The organism is Variovorax sp. 10L421 (assembly GCF_056395365.1).
In genome coordinates, this window is record NZ_JBFTJJ010000001.1 from 261,822 (window position 1) to 277,672 (window position 15,851).

The following is a 15,851-nucleotide window of genomic DNA, read 5'->3' on the forward strand; positions in this document are numbered from 1 at the left end:
GGAAGGTGCGGCCGCCGCTCAGCCGACGACCACCGCGGCGCCTTCGCCGCGCGCGGCGATCACGCCGATCTCGTGCACCGATTCGCCAGCGGCGCGCAGCGTGGCCGCGCAGGCGGCGGCTTCTGCCGCATCGATCACCACGACCATGCCGATGCCGTTATTGAAGGTGCGGTTCATCTCGATGTCGTCGATGCCGGCCACCTTCTGCAGCCAGGCGAACAGCTCCGTCTGCGGCCAGCTGCCCTTCTTGAGGTGGGCGGCTGTGCCTTCGGGCAGCACGCGCGGGATGTTCTCGAGCAGGCCGCCGCCGGTGATGTGGGCCAGCGCCTTGATCGGATGCTTGGCCAGCGCCTCGAGCACCGGCTTCACGTAGAGGTGGGTGGGTTCCATCACGGCTTGGCGGAAGGGCTTGCCGTCGAGCGTGGCGGGCAGATCGGCGCCGGCACGCTCGATCACCTTGCGCACGAGGCTGAAACCATTGGAATGCACGCCGGCCGAGGCCAGGCCCAGCACCACGTCGCCGGGCTTGACGTTCTGGCCCGTGAGGATCTTCGACTTCTCGACCGCGCCGACCGCGAAGCCCGCGAGGTCGTATTCGCCGGCCGGGTACATGCCGGGCATTTCAGCGGTTTCGCCGCCGATGAGGGCGCAGCCCGACAGCTCGCAGCCGCGCGCGATGCCGCCGATGACGGCCGCGGCCGTGTCGACTTCGAGCTTGCCGCAGGCGAAGTAGTCGAGGAAGAACAGGGGCTCGGCGCCCTGCACCAGCACGTCGTTGACGCTCATGGCCACGAGGTCGATGCCGACCGTGTCGTGCATGTTCCATTCGAAAGCCAGCTTGAGCTTGGTGCCCACGCCGTCGGTGCCGCTCACCAGCACCGGCTCCTTGTAGCGCTTGGGCACTTCGAACAGGGCGCCGAAGCCGCCGATGCCGGCCAGCACGCCCTCGCGCAGGGTTTTCTTGGCCAGCGGCTTGATGCGGTCGACCAGCGCATCGCCGGCATCGATGTCGACACCGGCGTCCTTGTAGCTGAGCGGGGTGGGCGTGGAGGAGGTCATGGGTGGTCGAGGTCGGGAGGGACGCGAAAGGATGCGGAGAGTAGGAGCGGAAGGCGGCTCCGGTAACCATGTTGGCCGGGCCGATAGAATTCCTCACGATTTTAAGGGTCCTCGCGGCCCCCTCCATGAACCTTCCCGGGATGAAACAGCTCGCGCTCGATATCGGCATTGCGACGGGCCCCAGCTTCGACGCCTTTTTTGCCGGCCCCAACGAGGCGGCGCTGCGGCACCTGCAAGTGTGGGTGGGCGGCGCCGGCAGCCCTGCGCTGCACTCGCCGGTGCCCACCTACCTGTGGGGCGAAGGCGGCAGCGGCAAGACCCATCTGCTCGAATCGGTGCGTGTCGCACTGCGCGAGCAGGGCGCCAGCGTGGGCTGGCTGCACGCCGGCCTGCTGGAGCCGCCCGAGTTCGACGAGCGCTGGGGCGCTGTGCTGCTCGACGACGTCCACCTCTATACCGCCGTGCAGCAGCACGCGGCCTTCAACTGGTTCGTCAACGCCCAGACCCTGCAGCGCGGCGTGGTCGCCGCCGGCGCCCTGCCGCCGGCCGACCTGCCGCTGCGCGAAGACCTGCGCACCCGCCTCGGCTGGGGCCACGTGTTCCACTTGCAGGTGCTGAGCGAAAGCGAACGCCGCGCGGTGCTGCGCCAAGCCGCCGATGCACGCGGCGTGATGCTGTCCGACGAAGTGCTCGACTACATGCTGCACCGCTTCAGCCGCGACCTCGGCAGCCTGATGGAGCTGCTCACGCAGCTCGACGGCTATGCCCTGCAGACGCAACGCGCGATCACCATTCCGCTGATCCGCTCCATGCTCGAGAACGAATAAAGAGCGAACAAGGCTTCCAACCAACAATGATCAAGAAATTCATCGACAAGCTGCTCGGCAAGAACGCCGGCGGCGCACAGGGCAAGAGCCGCTTCGGCAAGCGCCAGGAGGTGCCGGCAGAGGTTCACAAGATCGATCCGGCCCTGGTCGACGAACGCGCGAAGAACGTGGTCACCACACTGCAGCAGGCCGGCTACGAGGCCTACGTGGTGGGCGGCGCGGTGCGCGACCTGCTGCTGGGGCTGCGACCGAAAGACTTCGACGTGGCAACCAACGCCACGCCCGAGCAGGTCAAGTCGCTGTTTCGTCGCGCCTTCATCATCGGGCGGCGCTTTCGCATCGTGCACGTGGTGTACGGCCGTGGGCGCGAGCACGAGGTGATCGAGGTTTCGACTTTCCGCGCCTACATGGACAACGCCGCCGCCGAGCAGGTTGCAGGCAACGAGCGCACCAGCAAGGGCGAGCTCGCGAGCATGAAACACGCCGTGGACGCCAGCGGCCGGGTGCTGCGCGACAACGTCTGGGGTCCGCAGGAAGAAGACGCGGCGCGCCGCGACTTCACCGTCAACGCGATGTACTACGACCCGGCCAACCAGGTCGTGGTCGACTATCACAATGGCATCAAGGACGCCCAGAAGCTCACGCTGCGGATGATCGGCGACCCGGCCACGCGGTACCGGGAAGACCCGGTGCGCATCATTCGCGCCATCCGCTTCTCGGCCAAGCTCGCCGCGCTGGGCTTCAAGATGGAAGCCAAGACGGCGGCTCCACTGGTCGAATCGAGCAGGCTGCTGGCCGACGTGCCGCAGAGCCGCCTGTTCGACGAGATGCTCAAGCTGCTGCAGACCGGCCACGCCGTCGCGACGGTCGAGCAACTGAACAAGCTCGGCCTGGCCCGTGGCATCTACCCGCTGCTCGACGTGGTGGTCGAGCGCGCTGACCAGCCCTTCGTGAAGGCGGCCCTGCAGGACACCGACCGCCGCGTCGGCGAAGGCAAGCCCGTGGCGCCCAGCTTCCTGCTGGCCTGCGTGCTGTGGGCCGACGTGCGCGACGGCTGGGCGCAGCGCCAGGAGGGCCGGCACGGCCAGCGCGCGCAACCGCCGTTCCCGGCGTTGCAGGACGCCATCGACGACGTGTTCAACGCCCGTATCGGCGATGTCTCGGGCCGCGGCAAGCTGGCCGCCGACATGCGCGAGATCTGGATGATGCAGCCGCGTTTCGACAAGCGCACCGGCTCCACGCCCTACAGCCTGGTCGAGCAGGCGCGCTTCCGCGCCGCCTTCGACTTCATGCGCCTGCGCGCCGACGTGGGTGAAGTCGGCGAGGCGATTGCCGAGTGGTGGCAGGAGTTCAGCATCGCCGACGACGTGCGCCGGCAGGACCTGCTGGAGCAGGTGCGCGAAGAGCAGAAGGTGCGCCAGCGCGTGCGGGTGCGCGAAACCCCGCCGCCGAAGCCGCGCAGTGGGCCGGTGGCGCGCCAGGACGCCGATTCGGACGCCGAGGACGAGGTCGAAGTCGAAGCCGGCGCCGTGCCGCCCGATGGCGAGGCCGTGCCGCGCAAGCGCCGGCGTCGCCGCAAGCCGCGTTCCGCGGGTGGAGGCGGCGAGAGCGCCGCAGGCGCATGAGCGCGTCCGGCAAGCCGAAGGACGGCAAGAAAAGCGGCGCCACCATGGGCAAGCCGGCAGGGGCCAGGCCCGCGGGTGCCAAGGGCGCGCCCGCGGCTCGGCGGGCGCCCGCGCGGTCCCCGGGCCGCGTGCGGGAGGACTATCCGACCGTGCAGGCTTTCGTCGCCATCGGCGCCAACCTCGGCGATGCCCAGGCGGCCGTCAAGGCGGCCATGGATGCTCTGGGCGCATTGCAGCGAACCCAGGTGACGGCCCGCTCGTCGCTCTATCGCAGCGCGCCGGTCGATGCCACGGGCCCCGATTTCATCAACGCCGTGGTGGCCTTGCGCACCGGGCTCGACGCCGAGCAACTGCTCGTCGCCCTGCAGCGTCTCGAGACGCAGGCCGGGCGCGAGCGGGCTTTTCCCAACGCGCCGCGCACGCTCGATCTCGACCTGCTGATGCACGGCAATTCGGTGATGGACACGCCCGAGCTGACCCTGCCGCACCCCCGCATGCGTGACCGCGCCTTCGTGCTGAAGCCGCTGGCCGAGATCGCGCCCGACAAGGTGCCGCGCGCTGCGCTGGCCCGTGTGTCGGGCCAGGTGATCGAACGTATCCGGAACTGACCGGGCAACGGGCCTGGAACCCCGGCGCAGCGGTCCGGTTCCGGGCTCCCATTACACTTGCGCGGTTTTTCACGACTCCGTCACACGTTTGTGGCTGGGCGAGACCCGAGATCCCAGGAGAGCGCCATGTTCGGCAAGCTGCTGCCCCGCGAGGGGAATTTTTTTGAGATGTTCAACCAGCACGCCGAGCGCATCGTCGAGGCAGCGCGCGCGTTCGAGCAATTGGTCGCCAACTACAACGACGTGCACCTGCGTGAGCAGTACAACCGCGACGTCGACAACGCCGAGCGAGCCGCCGACCGCGTGACGCACGACGTCAACCGGCTGATCCACAAGACCTTCATCACACCCATCGACCGCGAGCAGATCCACAAGCTCATCAACACGATGGACGACGTGGCCGACCTGATCCAGGACTCCGCCGAGACCATGGCGCTGTACGACGTGCGCCACATGACCGAAGAGATCGTGCGCCTCACGGCCTTGAGCGTGAAGTGCTGCGACCGCCTGAAGGACGCCGTCAAGTTCCTCGGCAAGATCGCCGACCCGGCCGTGGCCGAGGCCACGCTGAAGACCTGCGAGGAAATCGACCGCCTCGAGTCGGACGCCGACCGCGTGATGCGCAGCGCCATGAGCAAGTTGTTCCGCGAGGAGCCCGACGTGCGCGAAGTGATCAAGCTCAAGGCGATCTACGAGCTGCTGGAAACGATCACCGACAAGTGCGAGGACGTGGCCAATGTGATCGAGGGCATCGTCCTCGAGAATTCCTGAGCGGGTAGCGACCGATGGCAACGGTTCAGGTCGCCCTCTGGGTGGTGATAGTGCTGGTCGTGCTCGCGATCCTGTTCGACTTCATGAACGGGTTCCACGATGCCGCCAATTCGATCGCGACGGTGGTGTCCACCGGGGTGCTCAAGCCGGGGCAGGCCGTGGTGTTCGCGGCCTTCTTCAACCTGATCGCGATCTTCATCTTCCACCTGAGCGTGGCGGCCACCGTGGGCAAGGGCATTGCCCAGCCGGGAGTGGTCGACGTGCACGTGGTGTTCGGCGCGCTCGTCGGCGCCATCAGCTGGAACCTCGTGACCTGGTACTACGGCATCCCGAGCAGCTCGTCGCACGCACTGATCGGCGGCATCGTGGGCGCGGTGATCTCCAAGACCGGCACCAGCGGGCTGGTCGCCGCGGGCATCTGGAAGACAGTCGCTTTCATCTTCGTTTCGCCGCTGCTCGGCTTCGTGCTGGGCTCGATGATGATGGTGCTGGTCGCCTGGGGCTTCCGGCGTGCCACGCCTTCGCGGGTGGACCGCTGGTTCCGGCGGCTGCAGCTGGTTTCGGCCGGCGCCTACAGCCTGGGCCACGGCGGCAACGATGCGCAGAAGACCATCGGCATCATCTGGATGCTGCTGATCGCTACCGGCTATGCCAACGCCGGGGACGCGAACCCGCCGACCTGGACCATCGTGAGCTGCTATACCGCGATCGCGCTGGGCACCATGTTCGGCGGCTGGCGCATCGTGAAGACGATGGGCCAGAAGATCACCAAGCTCAAGCCGGTCGGCGGCTTCTGCGCCGAGACGGGCGGGGCGCTGACGCTGTTCCTGGCGACGGCGCTGGGCATTCCGGTGTCGACCACGCACACCATCACCGGCGCCATCGTCGGCGTGGGTTCCGCGCAGCGCGCGAGCGCGGTGCGCTGGGGCGTGGCGGGCAACATCGTGTGGGCGTGGATCTTCACGATCCCCGCTTCGGCGTTCGTCGCCGCAATCGCCTACTGGATCAGCCTGCAGGTGTTCTGACGGCTACTGGGAGATTTTCCGGCCCTCTTCGATCTGGTGTTCGAAGTAGCGTTGGAAGCTGAACACGATGCTGGCCATCAGGATCGTGCTGCCGAAGAAAAGGGCCAGCACCACTGCACCGATGGTGAACCAGTTCGTGCGGCCAGGTTCGGCGTCGGCAGAGGCGCCGGCGTTGTAGCGGGTGTTCCATTTCTCGGGCGTCATCAGGCCATAGACGATGGCCGTCAGCGCGCAGCCCGCGATGGTGAAACCCAGCAGCGGGATCAGCGCCCAGCTCAGCCCGTCGTCCACGCCGTACATGCGCACGCGCTCTATGCCGTAGATGCCCAGTGCCGTGGGAATGGGCAGCAGCCAGCCGAGCCAGTCGCCCATGCCGCGCAGGTAGAAGCGGTGCAGACCCAGCGGGCCGCCGAGGAAAGAGAGCCAGGCGGCGGTGGTCTTGTTTTTCATTCGGGTGTCACTCGGGGCGGGTTGTGCTGCCCTCGCCAAGCACTTTCTCCATCAATACGACGTCGCGCCATTCGCCGAACTTCCAGCCGCAGTCTTTCAGCACGCCCACGTGCGTGAAACCCTGGCTGCGGTGCACGCCGACCGAGCCCGCGTTGGCCGAGTCGCCGATCACCGCGATCAGCTTGCGCACGCCGGCCGCTTCGGCGGCCTGCGACAGCGCTGCGAGCAGCTTGGCGCCCAGACCCTTGCCGCGTGCTGACTCCGACATGTAGATCGAGTCTTCGGCCGAAAAACGGTAGGCCGGGCGCGGCTTGAACCAGTTGCAGTAGGCAAAACCCAACACTTCGCCATTTTCTTCAGCCACGAGGTAGGGCAGGTTCTTGCCCAGCACGTCGGCACGGCGGGCGCTCATGTCGGCAGGGGAGGGCGGCTCCGTTTCGAAGGTGCCGGTGCCGTGCAGCACGTGATGGGCGTAGATGGAGGTGATGGCTGCGATGTCTTCTTCGCGGCTGGGGCGGATGGTGAGGGGCATGCGTGTGGAAGCGGGTGGCGCAAGGCCGGAATTCGAAGAAAACGCGGGACGGGCTATAATCGCAGGCTTTTCAGCGTGTCGCTGGCCGGGTGGCCATGTCGCGTGTCTCGACGCTGGAAGAACATTGTGAGCGGGCCTTTTCTTCATCCACAAGGCCTGCTGACCACCCAAGGATAAATCATGGTCGTCATTCGACTCTCCCGCGGCGGCTCCAAAGGCCGTCCGTTCTTCAACATCGTCGTGTCGGACAAGCGCGTTCGCCGCGATGGCCGTTTCATCGAGCGCCTGGGTTTCTACAACCCGACCGCCAAGGAAAACGAAGAAAGCATCCGTATCGCCCAGGACCGCCTGGCGTACTGGAAGAGCGTCGGCGCACAAGCTTCGCCCACCGTTCTGCGCCTGATCAAGCAAGCCGCTGCCGCGGCTCCCAAGGCGGCGGCCTAAGCCGTCCCCGCACGGCGATGCTGCCCGCACTCGAAACCGCCGAATTGCCGGCGGATGCGATTGAAGTAGGGCGCATCGCCGATGCATGGGGCATCAAGGGCTGGTTCAAGGTCCTGCCCCACAGCGCCCAGCCCGAGGCGCTTTTTTCWTCCAAGCGCTGGTTCCTGCAAGCTCCCGGAGCTGTTGCGAACGCCGCTTTCCGGCTCGCGATCCGCGAAGCCAAAGAACATTCCGACTGCATCGTCGCCACGTCCGACGATGTGCCAGACCGCAACGCAGCCGAGGCGCTGCGCGGTGCGCGCGTGTTCGTGCCGCGTTCGAGCTTTCCAACGGCGGGCGACGACGAGTACTACTGGGTCGACCTGATCGGCCTGTCGGTGGTCAATCGCGAAGGCGTCGTGCTTGGCGCGGTGCGCGAACTGCTCGCCACTGGTCCGCAGACCACGCTGGTGCTGGCCGCCGAAGAAGACGGCAAGGCCATCGAACGGATGGTGCCTTTCGTCTCGGTCTTCGTCGACAAGGTCGACCTGGCCGGCCGGCTCATCACCGTCGACTGGCAACCCGATTTCTGATTCGAGGCTTGCGCGCATGCGCTTCGACGTCCTCACGCTCTTCCCCGAACTGTTCGCTCCTTTCATGGCCAGCGGCGTGACGCGCCGTGCCTACGAGTCGAAGCAGGTCGAAGTCATTCTGTGGAATCCGCGCGACTTCGCGCAGGGCAACTACAAGCGCGTGGACGATCGCCCCTTCGGCGGCGGCCCCGGCATGGTGATGATGGCCGAGCCGCTTGCAGCCTGCCTCGATGCGGCGCTGGCGGCGCGCGGCGCAGAAGCTCCCGTGGTGTTGTTCTCGCCCATCGGCGAGGCATTGCGCCATGAATCGGTCGAGCGCTGGTCGGCAAGTGAGGGTGCGGTACTGATCTGCGGGCGCTACGAAGGCATCGACCAGCGCTTCATCGACGCACGCGTCACCCATCAGGTCAGCCTTGGCGACTTCGTGCTTTCGGGCGGCGAGATCGCCGCCATGGCGCTGCTGGATGCCGTCGCGCGGTTGCAGCCCGGGGTGCTCGGCGACGAGGCCAGCCACGTGCAGGACAGCTTCAACCCGGCGCTCGACGGCCTGCTCGACTGCCCGCACTACACGCGGCCCGAGCAGTGGAACGGGCAGGGCGTGCCGGCGCCGCTGCTCTCGGGCCATCATGCCCAGATCGAGCGCTGGCGGCGCGACCAGCGACTGGCCATCACGGCTGCGCGGCGCCCCGAACTGATCGATGCGGCCCGGGCGGCGGGGCGTCTTGGCAAGGCCGATGAGGCCGCGCTGAAAAAAAAGCTATAATCCCCGGTTCCCCGATCCTCTGCCCGGCCGCGCCCGGCCTTCTTGCGGTTGTCCCGCGAAAGTCCAAGGCGCCTTTTGTGTAGCCCGGCACGATCGAACATCAGGAAATCATGAACCTCATCCAGACCCTCGAGCAGGAAGAAATCGCCCGTCTCGGCAAGACCATCCCCGACTTCATGCCCGGCGACACGGTCATCGTCAGCGTGAACGTCGTCGAAGGCACCCGCAAGCGTGTGCAGGCCTACGAAGGCGTCGTGATCGCCAAGCGCAACCGTGGCCTCAACAGCGGCTTCACCGTGCGCAAGATCTCCAGCGGCGAAGGCGTGGAGCGTACGTTCCAGACCTACAGCCCGCTGATCGCCGGCATCGAAGTCAAGCGCCGCGGCGATGTGCGCCGCGCCAAGCTGTACTACCTGCGCGACCGCAGCGGCCGTTCGGCACGCATCAAGGAAAAGCTGCCGAGCAAGTCGACGGCTGCTGCCAAGTAAGCAGTTCGCCTTCGTGCAAGAAAGCCGCCGCTCTGGCGGCTTTTTGCATTGTTGCTCCCGCTCAAAGACAACTTTCCATTTTTCCGCTCTACTTCTTCCATCCGGCTCCGGTATCTTTCATCTCTTGACCAACTCATCCGTTCCCCTGCAGGCCACCTCCGTCGAACCCGTCAATGCCGTGGTGCCGCCCGCACTGCTGCAGTTCGACCCGCGCCAGGTGCCTTTCGTGGCCGGACCCGAGGGATTGCCGGCAGTGCCGCCTGCGCAACTGACTGCGCAGGCACTGCGGACGCGTTTCGCCACGCCGCCCGCCTGGACACCCGAACTGCGCCATGAACCGCGAATGACAGATCGCATTCCCGCGCAGGCCGCGGTGCTGGTGCCGATCGTGCAGCGACCGCAGGGCGCGGCCGTGCTGCTGACAGAGCGCACCTCGAACCTGTCGACCCATTCGGGACAGGTTGCGTTTCCCGGTGGCCGTGTCGATCCGGAGGACGCCAACATCGCGGCCGCCGCGTTGCGCGAGGCCTGGGAAGAGGTTGGCCTTTCTGCGCAATACATCGAAGTGCTCGGCAACCTGCCGACCTACACGACGGTGACCTCGTTCATCGTGACGCCCGTGGTCGCGCTGGTGCAACCCGACTTCGAGCTCACCATCAATCCTTACGAAGTGGCGGAGGCTTTCGAGGTGCCGCTCGCGTGGCTGATGGACCCCGCCAACCACCGCCACCACACCGTGCCCGCCCCCGATGGCACCCGGCGCCAGTGGTATTCGATGCCCTACCAGGACGGCGCCGACGAGCGCTTCGTCTGGGGTGCGACCGCCGGCATGCTGCGCAATCTTTACCGTTTCCTGAGCGCCTGAATCCCGCCTGAATCTCCAGGCGCCCTCGCTATCATCGAAGGATGAGTTTTTTTGCCATCCTGTGCGCGCTGCTGATCGAGCAGGTGCGGCCTCTGGGCCCGCACAACCCCGTGTATGGCGCGGTGCTGGCGTGGACACGCTGGACCAGCCGCAACTTCGACGCGGGCAAGCCGCATCACGGATGGATCGCCTGGGGGCTCGCGGTGTTCGTGCCCACGCTGGGCGCGCTGGGCGTGCACTGGCTGCTCGTGCTCACGCTGGGGTTGCCTTTCGCGGTGCTCTGGAGTATCGCGGTGCTCTACGTCACGCTGGGTTTCCGGCAGTTCAGCCACCATTTCACCGACATCCGCGATGCGCTCGACGAAGGCGACGAGCCGCTCGCGCGCTCGCTGCTCGCGCACTGGCAGGGCGTCGACGCGGCCGACCTGCCGCGCAGCGAGATCGTGCGCCACGTCATCGAGCATTCGGTGATCGCCGCGCATCGCCATGTGTTCGGCGTGCTCGCGTGGTTCTCGATTGTCGCGGCCATCGGCCTCGGACCGGCGGGCGCGGTGTTCTATCGCATGAGCGAGTTCGTCTCGCGCTACTGGGCGCACAAGAACGGCGCCGCGGTGCAGCCGTCGAGCGTCTCGGTGCAGGAGGCCGCGGATCGCGCCTGGCATGCGATCGACTGGCTGCCCGCCCGCATCACGGCGCTGGGCTTCGCGGTGGTCGGCAGCTTCGAGGAAGCGATCGATTGCTGGCGCAATGACGCGCAGCGCTTTCCCAACGAGAACGACGGCGTGATCCTTGCGGCCACATCGGGTGCGGTCAACGTTCGCCTGGGCGGCGGCTCGCTGAGCCCGATCCCGGTTGCCGATCCGCTGCCCCGCGCACAGGCCGGTGAATCGCTGGCCGATGGCCGCCGCATCGACAGCGGCAGCACGCCGGGGCGCGAGCCCGAGCCCGGCCATCTGCGCAGCGTGGTGGGCCTGGTCTGGCGCTCGGTCGTGATGTGGATGGTGCTGCTGGCCTTGCTCACATTGGCTCGCCTGCTGGGCTGAGCAAAAAAGAACCCCAATGGCAAAACCCGTCCCGGCTTTCTGGAGCCCGCGCATCGGCGCGCTCGAACCCTATGTGCCCGGCGAGCAGCCGCGCATCGCGAATCTCGTCAAGCTCAACACCAACGAGAACCCGTACCCGCCGTCGCCGCTTGCCATCGAGGCCGTCCGGCGTGCGGCCGAGAACGGCCTGGAGCTGTATCCCGATCCCACCTCGCTCGCGCTGCGCGAAGCAGTGGCGCGGCGGCACGGCCTGCAAGCCGATCAGGTGTTCGCGGGCAATGGCTCGGACGAGGTGCTCGCGCATGCCTTCTTCGCATTCTTCCAGCAGGCCGAACCGCTGTTGATGCCCGATGTGAGCTACAGCTTCTACAAGGTCTATGCGCAGCTCTATGGCATCGCGTGCGAGCTGCAGCCGGTCGACGATGGCCTGCGCATCGACGTCGACGCCCTCGTGGCGCGCGCCCGCAAGGGTTGTGCGGGCGTCGTGATCGCGAACCCGAATGCGCCGAGCGGCATCGGCCTGCCGCTCGCGCGCATCGAGCAACTGCTCGAAGCCTGCACCGATCGCGTGGTGCTGGTCGATGAGGCGTATGTCGATTTCGGCGGCGAGAGTGCGCTGCCGCTGATTGGCAAGTACCCGAACCTGCTGGTGGTGCAGACCCTTTCCAAGTCCCGCTCGCTGGCCGGCCTGCGGGTCGGCTTCGCCTGCGGCCAGGCGCACCTGATCGACGCGCTGGTGCGCGTGAAGGACAGCTTCAACTCGTACCCGCTCGACCGCCTGGCCTCGGCCGGTGCCGTGGCCGCGCTGGAAGACGAAGACTGGTTTCGCAGCAGCCGCGACAAGGTCGTTGACACCCGCGAGGGCCTCGCCCTCCAGCTCGAAGACCTGGGCTTCGAGGTGCTGCCGTCGCAGGCCAATTTCATCTTCGTACGCCATCCGCAGCGCGATGCGGCCGAGCTGGCGGCGCTGCTGCGCGAGCGTGCGGTGCTGGTGCGGCATTTCAGGCTGCCGCGCATCACACAGTACCTGCGCATCAGCATCGGCACACGCGAGCAATGCAGCCTGCTTGTGCAGCGCCTGCAGGACATTCTTGACCTGACTCCCTGAAGGAACCCTGGCGATGCCGACCCACGACACCGACCCGCGCGCGGCGGCCTGCGCAGGCTTCTGGCAGGCAGTGAGCGATCAACTCGAGAGCCTTCGCGCCCTGCCTGCCCGCGAACTGATGGAGGGGCTCAACGAACTGCTGGAGCCTTTCTTTCCTCGGCTGTCGGCCGAGGTGGCGGGCGAACCGCCCGCGTTCAAGCTCGTGCTGACGGCGCACGGTTCGGTGGACGACTTCGAGGACCTGATGGCGCTGGTGCAAAGCAGCCCCAGGCTGCCGCAGGTGGAGGTGGAAGCTTTCCGCCAGCGTTCGAGCGACGGTTTCGGCATGCGCATGAACGACTTCGAACTGGCGAGCTCCGAAGTCCTCGTGAAGCATGAACCCTATCGGGGCCGGGTGGCGCTGGAGATCGGCTTCGCCAAGCCCATTCCGATGGACATGCAGGACCACGCGCGCCACATGAGCCTCATCATGCTCGACCACATCCTGGGCGAGTACGCCTTTGCGGTGAAGGTCGGGGCGGTCGACCACGTCGAGGTCGATGCGCAGGCGGATTTCGATGGCGTGCCGCTCGACGATTTCGTGCCGCTGTTCGACGCCTGCTGGCGCGACGAACTCGGCCACACCGGTGTGTTTCCTCCGGGCGAGCACGCGTGGTCGGGCGTGAGCGCGACGCGCGAGGCCGAAGACGGCCGCGAGGTCGAGGTGATCGTCATGCGCAACGACGCGGCCACCGCACTGGTGGGGCGCGCCGACCTGTGCCACCGCCTGTCGGTCGCCACGCCGATCGAATCGGGCGAGGAGCTGGAAGAAGCGCGCACCTATGAAGACCGGCTGACGGCGCGGCTGCAGACGCACGAAGCGGGCTGCTGCACGCACGTCGTGCTGGAGGAGGGCGTTCGCACCGTGCACTTCCAGGTGGCCGATCCCGAGACGGCGATCTCGCATGCGCAATCGTTGCAGGATGACATGGACCTGCCGGCGACGCTGGACCTTGCCTTCGATCCGACCTGGAAGTCATACCGGATCTGGGTCGGCTGAGGCAGCCGTTGGTCAGTACCGCTTCTGGCTCAGCTCGGCGAACAGCTCGCCGTAGATCCTGTAGCGGCTCGCGCTGATGGCGCCCGGCCCGTTCGCCGTCTCCACGTTCGCGATCACGCCGCAGCCCGGTTCGTGCAGGTGCGTGCAGTTGTAGAACTTGCAGTCGTTCGCATGCTCGGCGATGTCGGGCATGAGCCCCGCGAGCTGCATCGGCGCGATGTGGTTCAGGCCGAATTCCTGGAAGCCCGGCGAGTCGATCAGACCGGTGGTGCGGGCCTCGTCGATCCAGTACCAGGTGGTGCTCGTGGTCGTGTGCTTGCCCGAGTTCAGCGCCTGCGAAATCTCCTGCGTCAACACCGTAGCGCCCGGCACCAGCAAGTTGGTCAAGGTGCTTTTGCCCGATCCGGACGGACCGAGCACGAGGGTGGATTTGCCGGCCAGGAGTTTCATCAGCGACGCGTAGTCCGCCTCTCCCGATGCCTTGAGCGACAGCGGCAGCACGCCGTGGTGCATGCGGCGGTAGGGCGCCAGCTTGTTCCACGCGCGCTCGAAGGGCTCGACCAGGTCGCTCTTGTTGAGCGCGATGATCGGCGCGATGCGCTCGGCCTGCGCCGCGATCAGCGCGCGCGCCAGTTGATGTTCGGAGAATTCCGGCTCGGCCGCGATCAGGATCAGCACGTGGTCGAGGTTGGCCGCGAACGACTTGGTGCGGATCTCGTCCTGCCGGTAGAACAGGTTGCGCCGCGGCAGCACCTGCTCGATGGTGCCTTCGTCCTCGCTGGCCTGCCAATGCACACGGTCGCCGACCACGGCCTGGCTCTTCTTGCCGCGCGGATGGCAGATCAGCCGTTCACCCGTGGGTGTTTCGACCAGGCAGTGGCGTCCATGGCTGGCAACGACAAGGCCCTCGTGGAGTGCCTTCGCAGCGGTTGCCGTGGGCGCGGCGCGGCCGGACTTAGCCAAGGACGTGGTCCGTCATGCGGCGGGGCTGGCGACCAGCGCGTCGGCCTGGCGAGCGCAGTCGAAGTCGGTGACCGACAGGCCGCCCACGTCGTGCGTGTTGAAGCGCACCACGCAGCGGTTGTAGTGCACCGACAGGTCGGGGTGGTGGTCCTGCGTGTGCGCCACGAAGGCCAGCGCGTTCACGAAGGCGATGGTCTCGAAGTAGTTGGCGAAGGTGAAGGTCTTCTCGATGGCGACATTGGCGCCGTCGCCGGTGAGCTTCCAGCCGTCGAGCTTTGCGAGGCCCGAAACGATCTCGGTGGCGCTCAGCGACTTGCGGGGAGGAAGGTTCTTCCAGTCTTTGGGCTTGAACATGCTGCTCATGGTGGGCTTCGTCGAAGGGTAGTGGGTCAGGCCGCCGTCATGCGCGCAAGGCGCTCGGAAGCCGGCGGGTGCGAATAGTAGAACTTGACGAACACCGGGTCGGGCGTGAGCGTCGAAGCGTTGTCCTGGTAGAGCTTGAGCAGTGCGGCCGACAGGTCGGCCCCGCTGGTCTGCGCCACCGCATAGGCATCGGCCTCGAACTCGTGCTTGCGCGACAGCCGTGCGGGCAGTGGGGCAACGAAGAAGCCGAACACCGGCACGGCGGCCATGAACAGCAGCAGCGCCAGCGCGCTGTTGGGCGCCGTCATGTTGGGCTGCACGCTCAGGCCCGTGTAGAACCAGACCTGCGTCGACACCCAGCCCAGCAGCGCGAAGCCGGCCAGGCTCAGGGCGAACATCGCGACCAGCCGCTTCACGATGTGGCGATGCTTGAAGTGGCCCAACTCGTGCGCGAGCACGGCTTCCACCTCGCCCGCGTTGAGCTGGCGCAGCAGCGTGTCGTAGAACACCACGCGCTTGCTGGCGCCGAAGCCCGTGAAGTAGGCATTGGCGTGCGCGCTGCGCGTGCTGCCGTCCATCACGAAAAGGCCCTTGGCTGCGAAGCCGCAGCGCTTCATGAGAGCCGTCACGCGCTCCTTGAGCGTGGGGTCGTCGAGCGGCTTGAACTTGTTGAACAGGGGTGCGATGAAGGTCGGGTAGATCAGCATCAGCAGCAGGTTGAAGCCCATCCACGCGCCCCAGGCCCAGAGCCACCACAGCTGGCCGGCCGCGCCCATGAGCCAGAGGATCAGCGCCGCGATGGGCAGGCCGATCACCGCGCCCAGCAGCGTCGACTTGAGCGTGTCGGCGAGCCAGAGCTTCCAGGTCATCTTGTTGAAGCCGAAGCGCTCTTCGAGCCTGAAGGTCTGCCAGAGAGTGAAGGGCAGTTCGAGCAGTCCGCCGATGATTGCGAAGGCAGCCAGCAGCGCCAGCTGCTGCACCATGCCGCCGCCGATCCACGCCAGCAGCAGCTTGTTGAGCGCATCGAGTCCTCCGAGCAGGGTCCAGCCGAGCAGCAGCGTCGCGCTCCAGGCCATCTCGATCAGGCCGAAGCGGGCCTTTGCGATGGTGTAGTCGGCTGCCTTCTGGTGGGCGGCGAGGGTGATGGTCTGCGCGAAAGCGGCTGGCACGGCGCCGCGGTGAAGCGCCACATGGCGCACCTGCCGCGAGGCGAGCCAGAACTTCACGAGCAGGCCTGCAACCAGTGCGGCCGCAAAGGCCAGGGTGAAGATGAGCGAATAGGACATGAAGCAGTGAGTTTAGTCCT

19 protein-coding genes are annotated in these 15,851 nt (G+C 66.8%); 13 read left to right on the forward strand and 6 right to left on the reverse strand.

Features of this window, described 5'->3' with window-relative positions; translation table 11 throughout:
• Positions 1 to 18: 18 nt before the first annotated feature.
• Positions 19 to 1,059, reverse strand: a complete 1,041-nt coding sequence (gene purM / locus AC1DFC_RS01240; protein ID WP_007831326.1) for a phosphoribosylformylglycinamidine cyclo-ligase — start codon at positions 1,057 to 1,059, stop codon at positions 19 to 21.
• A 140-nt stretch (positions 1,060 to 1,199) separates the two neighbouring features.
• On the opposite strand from purM, the gene hda reads away from it, so the two are divergent.
• The 5 genes from hda (at position 1,200) to AC1DFC_RS01265 (ending at position 5,915) form a co-directional block, all read left to right on the forward strand.
• Complete coding sequence (hda, locus tag AC1DFC_RS01245) at positions 1,200 to 1,886, forward strand: DnaA regulatory inactivator Hda (protein WP_235505650.1); 687 nt, start codon at positions 1,200 to 1,202, stop codon at positions 1,884 to 1,886.
• 26 nt (positions 1,887 to 1,912) lie between these two features.
• A complete protein-coding gene (gene pcnB, locus AC1DFC_RS01250) occupies positions 1,913 to 3,511 on the forward strand; it encodes a polynucleotide adenylyltransferase PcnB (RefSeq protein WP_478178577.1) in 1,599 nt (532 codons plus the stop codon).
• A complete protein-coding gene (gene folK, locus AC1DFC_RS01255) occupies positions 3,508 to 4,119 on the forward strand; it encodes a 2-amino-4-hydroxy-6-hydroxymethyldihydropteridine diphosphokinase (RefSeq protein WP_478178578.1) in 612 nt (203 codons plus the stop codon). Before pcnB ends, folK begins: the two co-directional genes overlap by 4 nt.
• A gap of 126 nt (positions 4,120 to 4,245) precedes the next feature.
• Positions 4,246 to 4,890: a DUF47 domain-containing protein gene (locus AC1DFC_RS01260; RefSeq protein WP_007831315.1), complete on the forward strand. Its 645-nt coding sequence runs from the start codon at positions 4,246 to 4,248 to the stop codon at positions 4,888 to 4,890.
• A gap of 14 nt (positions 4,891 to 4,904) precedes the next feature.
• Entirely contained in the window at positions 4,905 to 5,915 is a 1,011-nt protein-coding gene (locus AC1DFC_RS01265; protein WP_007831314.1) for an inorganic phosphate transporter, read from the forward strand.
• Between the two features lie 3 nt (positions 5,916 to 5,918).
• On the opposite strand, the gene AC1DFC_RS01270 is transcribed toward AC1DFC_RS01265, so the two are convergent.
• Positions 5,919 to 6,365 carry a TM2 domain-containing protein gene (locus tag AC1DFC_RS01270; protein ID WP_007831313.1) on the reverse strand — a complete coding sequence of 149 codons (447 nt, stop codon included), beginning with the start codon at positions 6,363 to 6,365 and terminating at the stop codon, positions 5,919 to 5,921.
• A gap of 7 nt (positions 6,366 to 6,372) precedes the next feature.
• Positions 6,373 to 6,897 (reverse strand): GNAT family N-acetyltransferase, encoded by a 525-nt coding sequence (locus AC1DFC_RS01275; protein WP_007831312.1) that lies wholly within the window; start codon positions 6,895 to 6,897, stop codon positions 6,373 to 6,375.
• Between the two features lie 180 nt (positions 6,898 to 7,077).
• On the opposite strand from AC1DFC_RS01275, the gene rpsP reads away from it, so the two are divergent.
• From rpsP to AC1DFC_RS01315, 8 genes are all read left to right on the forward strand, one after another.
• The gene (gene rpsP, locus AC1DFC_RS01280) at positions 7,078 to 7,341 is read left to right on the forward strand and encodes a 30S ribosomal protein S16 (RefSeq protein ID WP_007831311.1); all 264 of its coding nucleotides are present in this window, start codon (positions 7,078 to 7,080) and stop codon (positions 7,339 to 7,341) included.
• Between the two features lie 17 nt (positions 7,342 to 7,358).
• On the forward strand, positions 7,359 to 7,913 hold the full coding sequence (gene rimM, locus AC1DFC_RS01285) for a ribosome maturation factor RimM (protein ID WP_007831310.1): 555 nt from the start codon (positions 7,359 to 7,361) through the stop codon (positions 7,911 to 7,913).
• 16 nt (positions 7,914 to 7,929) lie between these two features.
• The gene (trmD, locus tag AC1DFC_RS01290) at positions 7,930 to 8,676 is read left to right on the forward strand and encodes a tRNA (guanosine(37)-N1)-methyltransferase TrmD (protein WP_007831309.1); all 747 of its coding nucleotides are present in this window, start codon (positions 7,930 to 7,932) and stop codon (positions 8,674 to 8,676) included.
• A gap of 110 nt (positions 8,677 to 8,786) precedes the next feature.
• Positions 8,787 to 9,164, forward strand: coding sequence for a 50S ribosomal protein L19 (gene rplS / locus AC1DFC_RS01295; protein ID WP_007831302.1), 378 nt, complete (start codon positions 8,787 to 8,789; stop codon positions 9,162 to 9,164).
• 124 nt (positions 9,165 to 9,288) lie between these two features.
• Positions 9,289 to 10,029: a CoA pyrophosphatase gene (locus tag AC1DFC_RS01300; RefSeq protein WP_478178579.1), complete on the forward strand. Its 741-nt coding sequence runs from the start codon at positions 9,289 to 9,291 to the stop codon at positions 10,027 to 10,029.
• A gap of 41 nt (positions 10,030 to 10,070) precedes the next feature.
• Positions 10,071 to 11,072, forward strand: coding sequence for a CobD/CbiB family protein (locus AC1DFC_RS01305; protein ID WP_007831297.1), 1,002 nt, complete (start codon positions 10,071 to 10,073; stop codon positions 11,070 to 11,072).
• Positions 11,073 to 11,088: 16 nt separating this feature from the next.
• Entirely contained in the window at positions 11,089 to 12,180 is a 1,092-nt protein-coding gene (hisC, locus tag AC1DFC_RS01310) for a histidinol-phosphate transaminase (protein ID WP_007831296.1), read from the forward strand.
• 13 nt (positions 12,181 to 12,193) lie between these two features.
• A complete protein-coding gene (locus tag AC1DFC_RS01315; protein WP_478178580.1) occupies positions 12,194 to 13,219 on the forward strand; it encodes a hypothetical protein in 1,026 nt (341 codons plus the stop codon).
• Between the two features lie 12 nt (positions 13,220 to 13,231).
• On the opposite strand, the gene rsgA is transcribed toward AC1DFC_RS01315, so the two are convergent.
• From rsgA to AC1DFC_RS01330, 3 genes are read right to left on the reverse strand one after another with little or no spacing between them, the layout of a single operon-like run.
• Positions 13,232 to 14,182, reverse strand: coding sequence for a ribosome small subunit-dependent GTPase A (gene rsgA, locus AC1DFC_RS01320; protein ID WP_478178581.1), 951 nt, complete (start codon positions 14,180 to 14,182; stop codon positions 13,232 to 13,234).
• Positions 14,183 to 14,194: 12 nt separating this feature from the next.
• Entirely contained in the window at positions 14,195 to 14,545 is a 351-nt protein-coding gene (locus AC1DFC_RS01325) for a 4a-hydroxytetrahydrobiopterin dehydratase (protein ID WP_007831287.1), read from the reverse strand.
• A 26-nt stretch (positions 14,546 to 14,571) separates the two neighbouring features.
• Complete coding sequence (locus AC1DFC_RS01330) at positions 14,572 to 15,831, reverse strand: M48 family metallopeptidase (RefSeq protein ID WP_478178582.1); 1,260 nt, start codon at positions 15,829 to 15,831, stop codon at positions 14,572 to 14,574.
• Positions 15,832 to 15,851 lie beyond the last annotated feature (20 nt).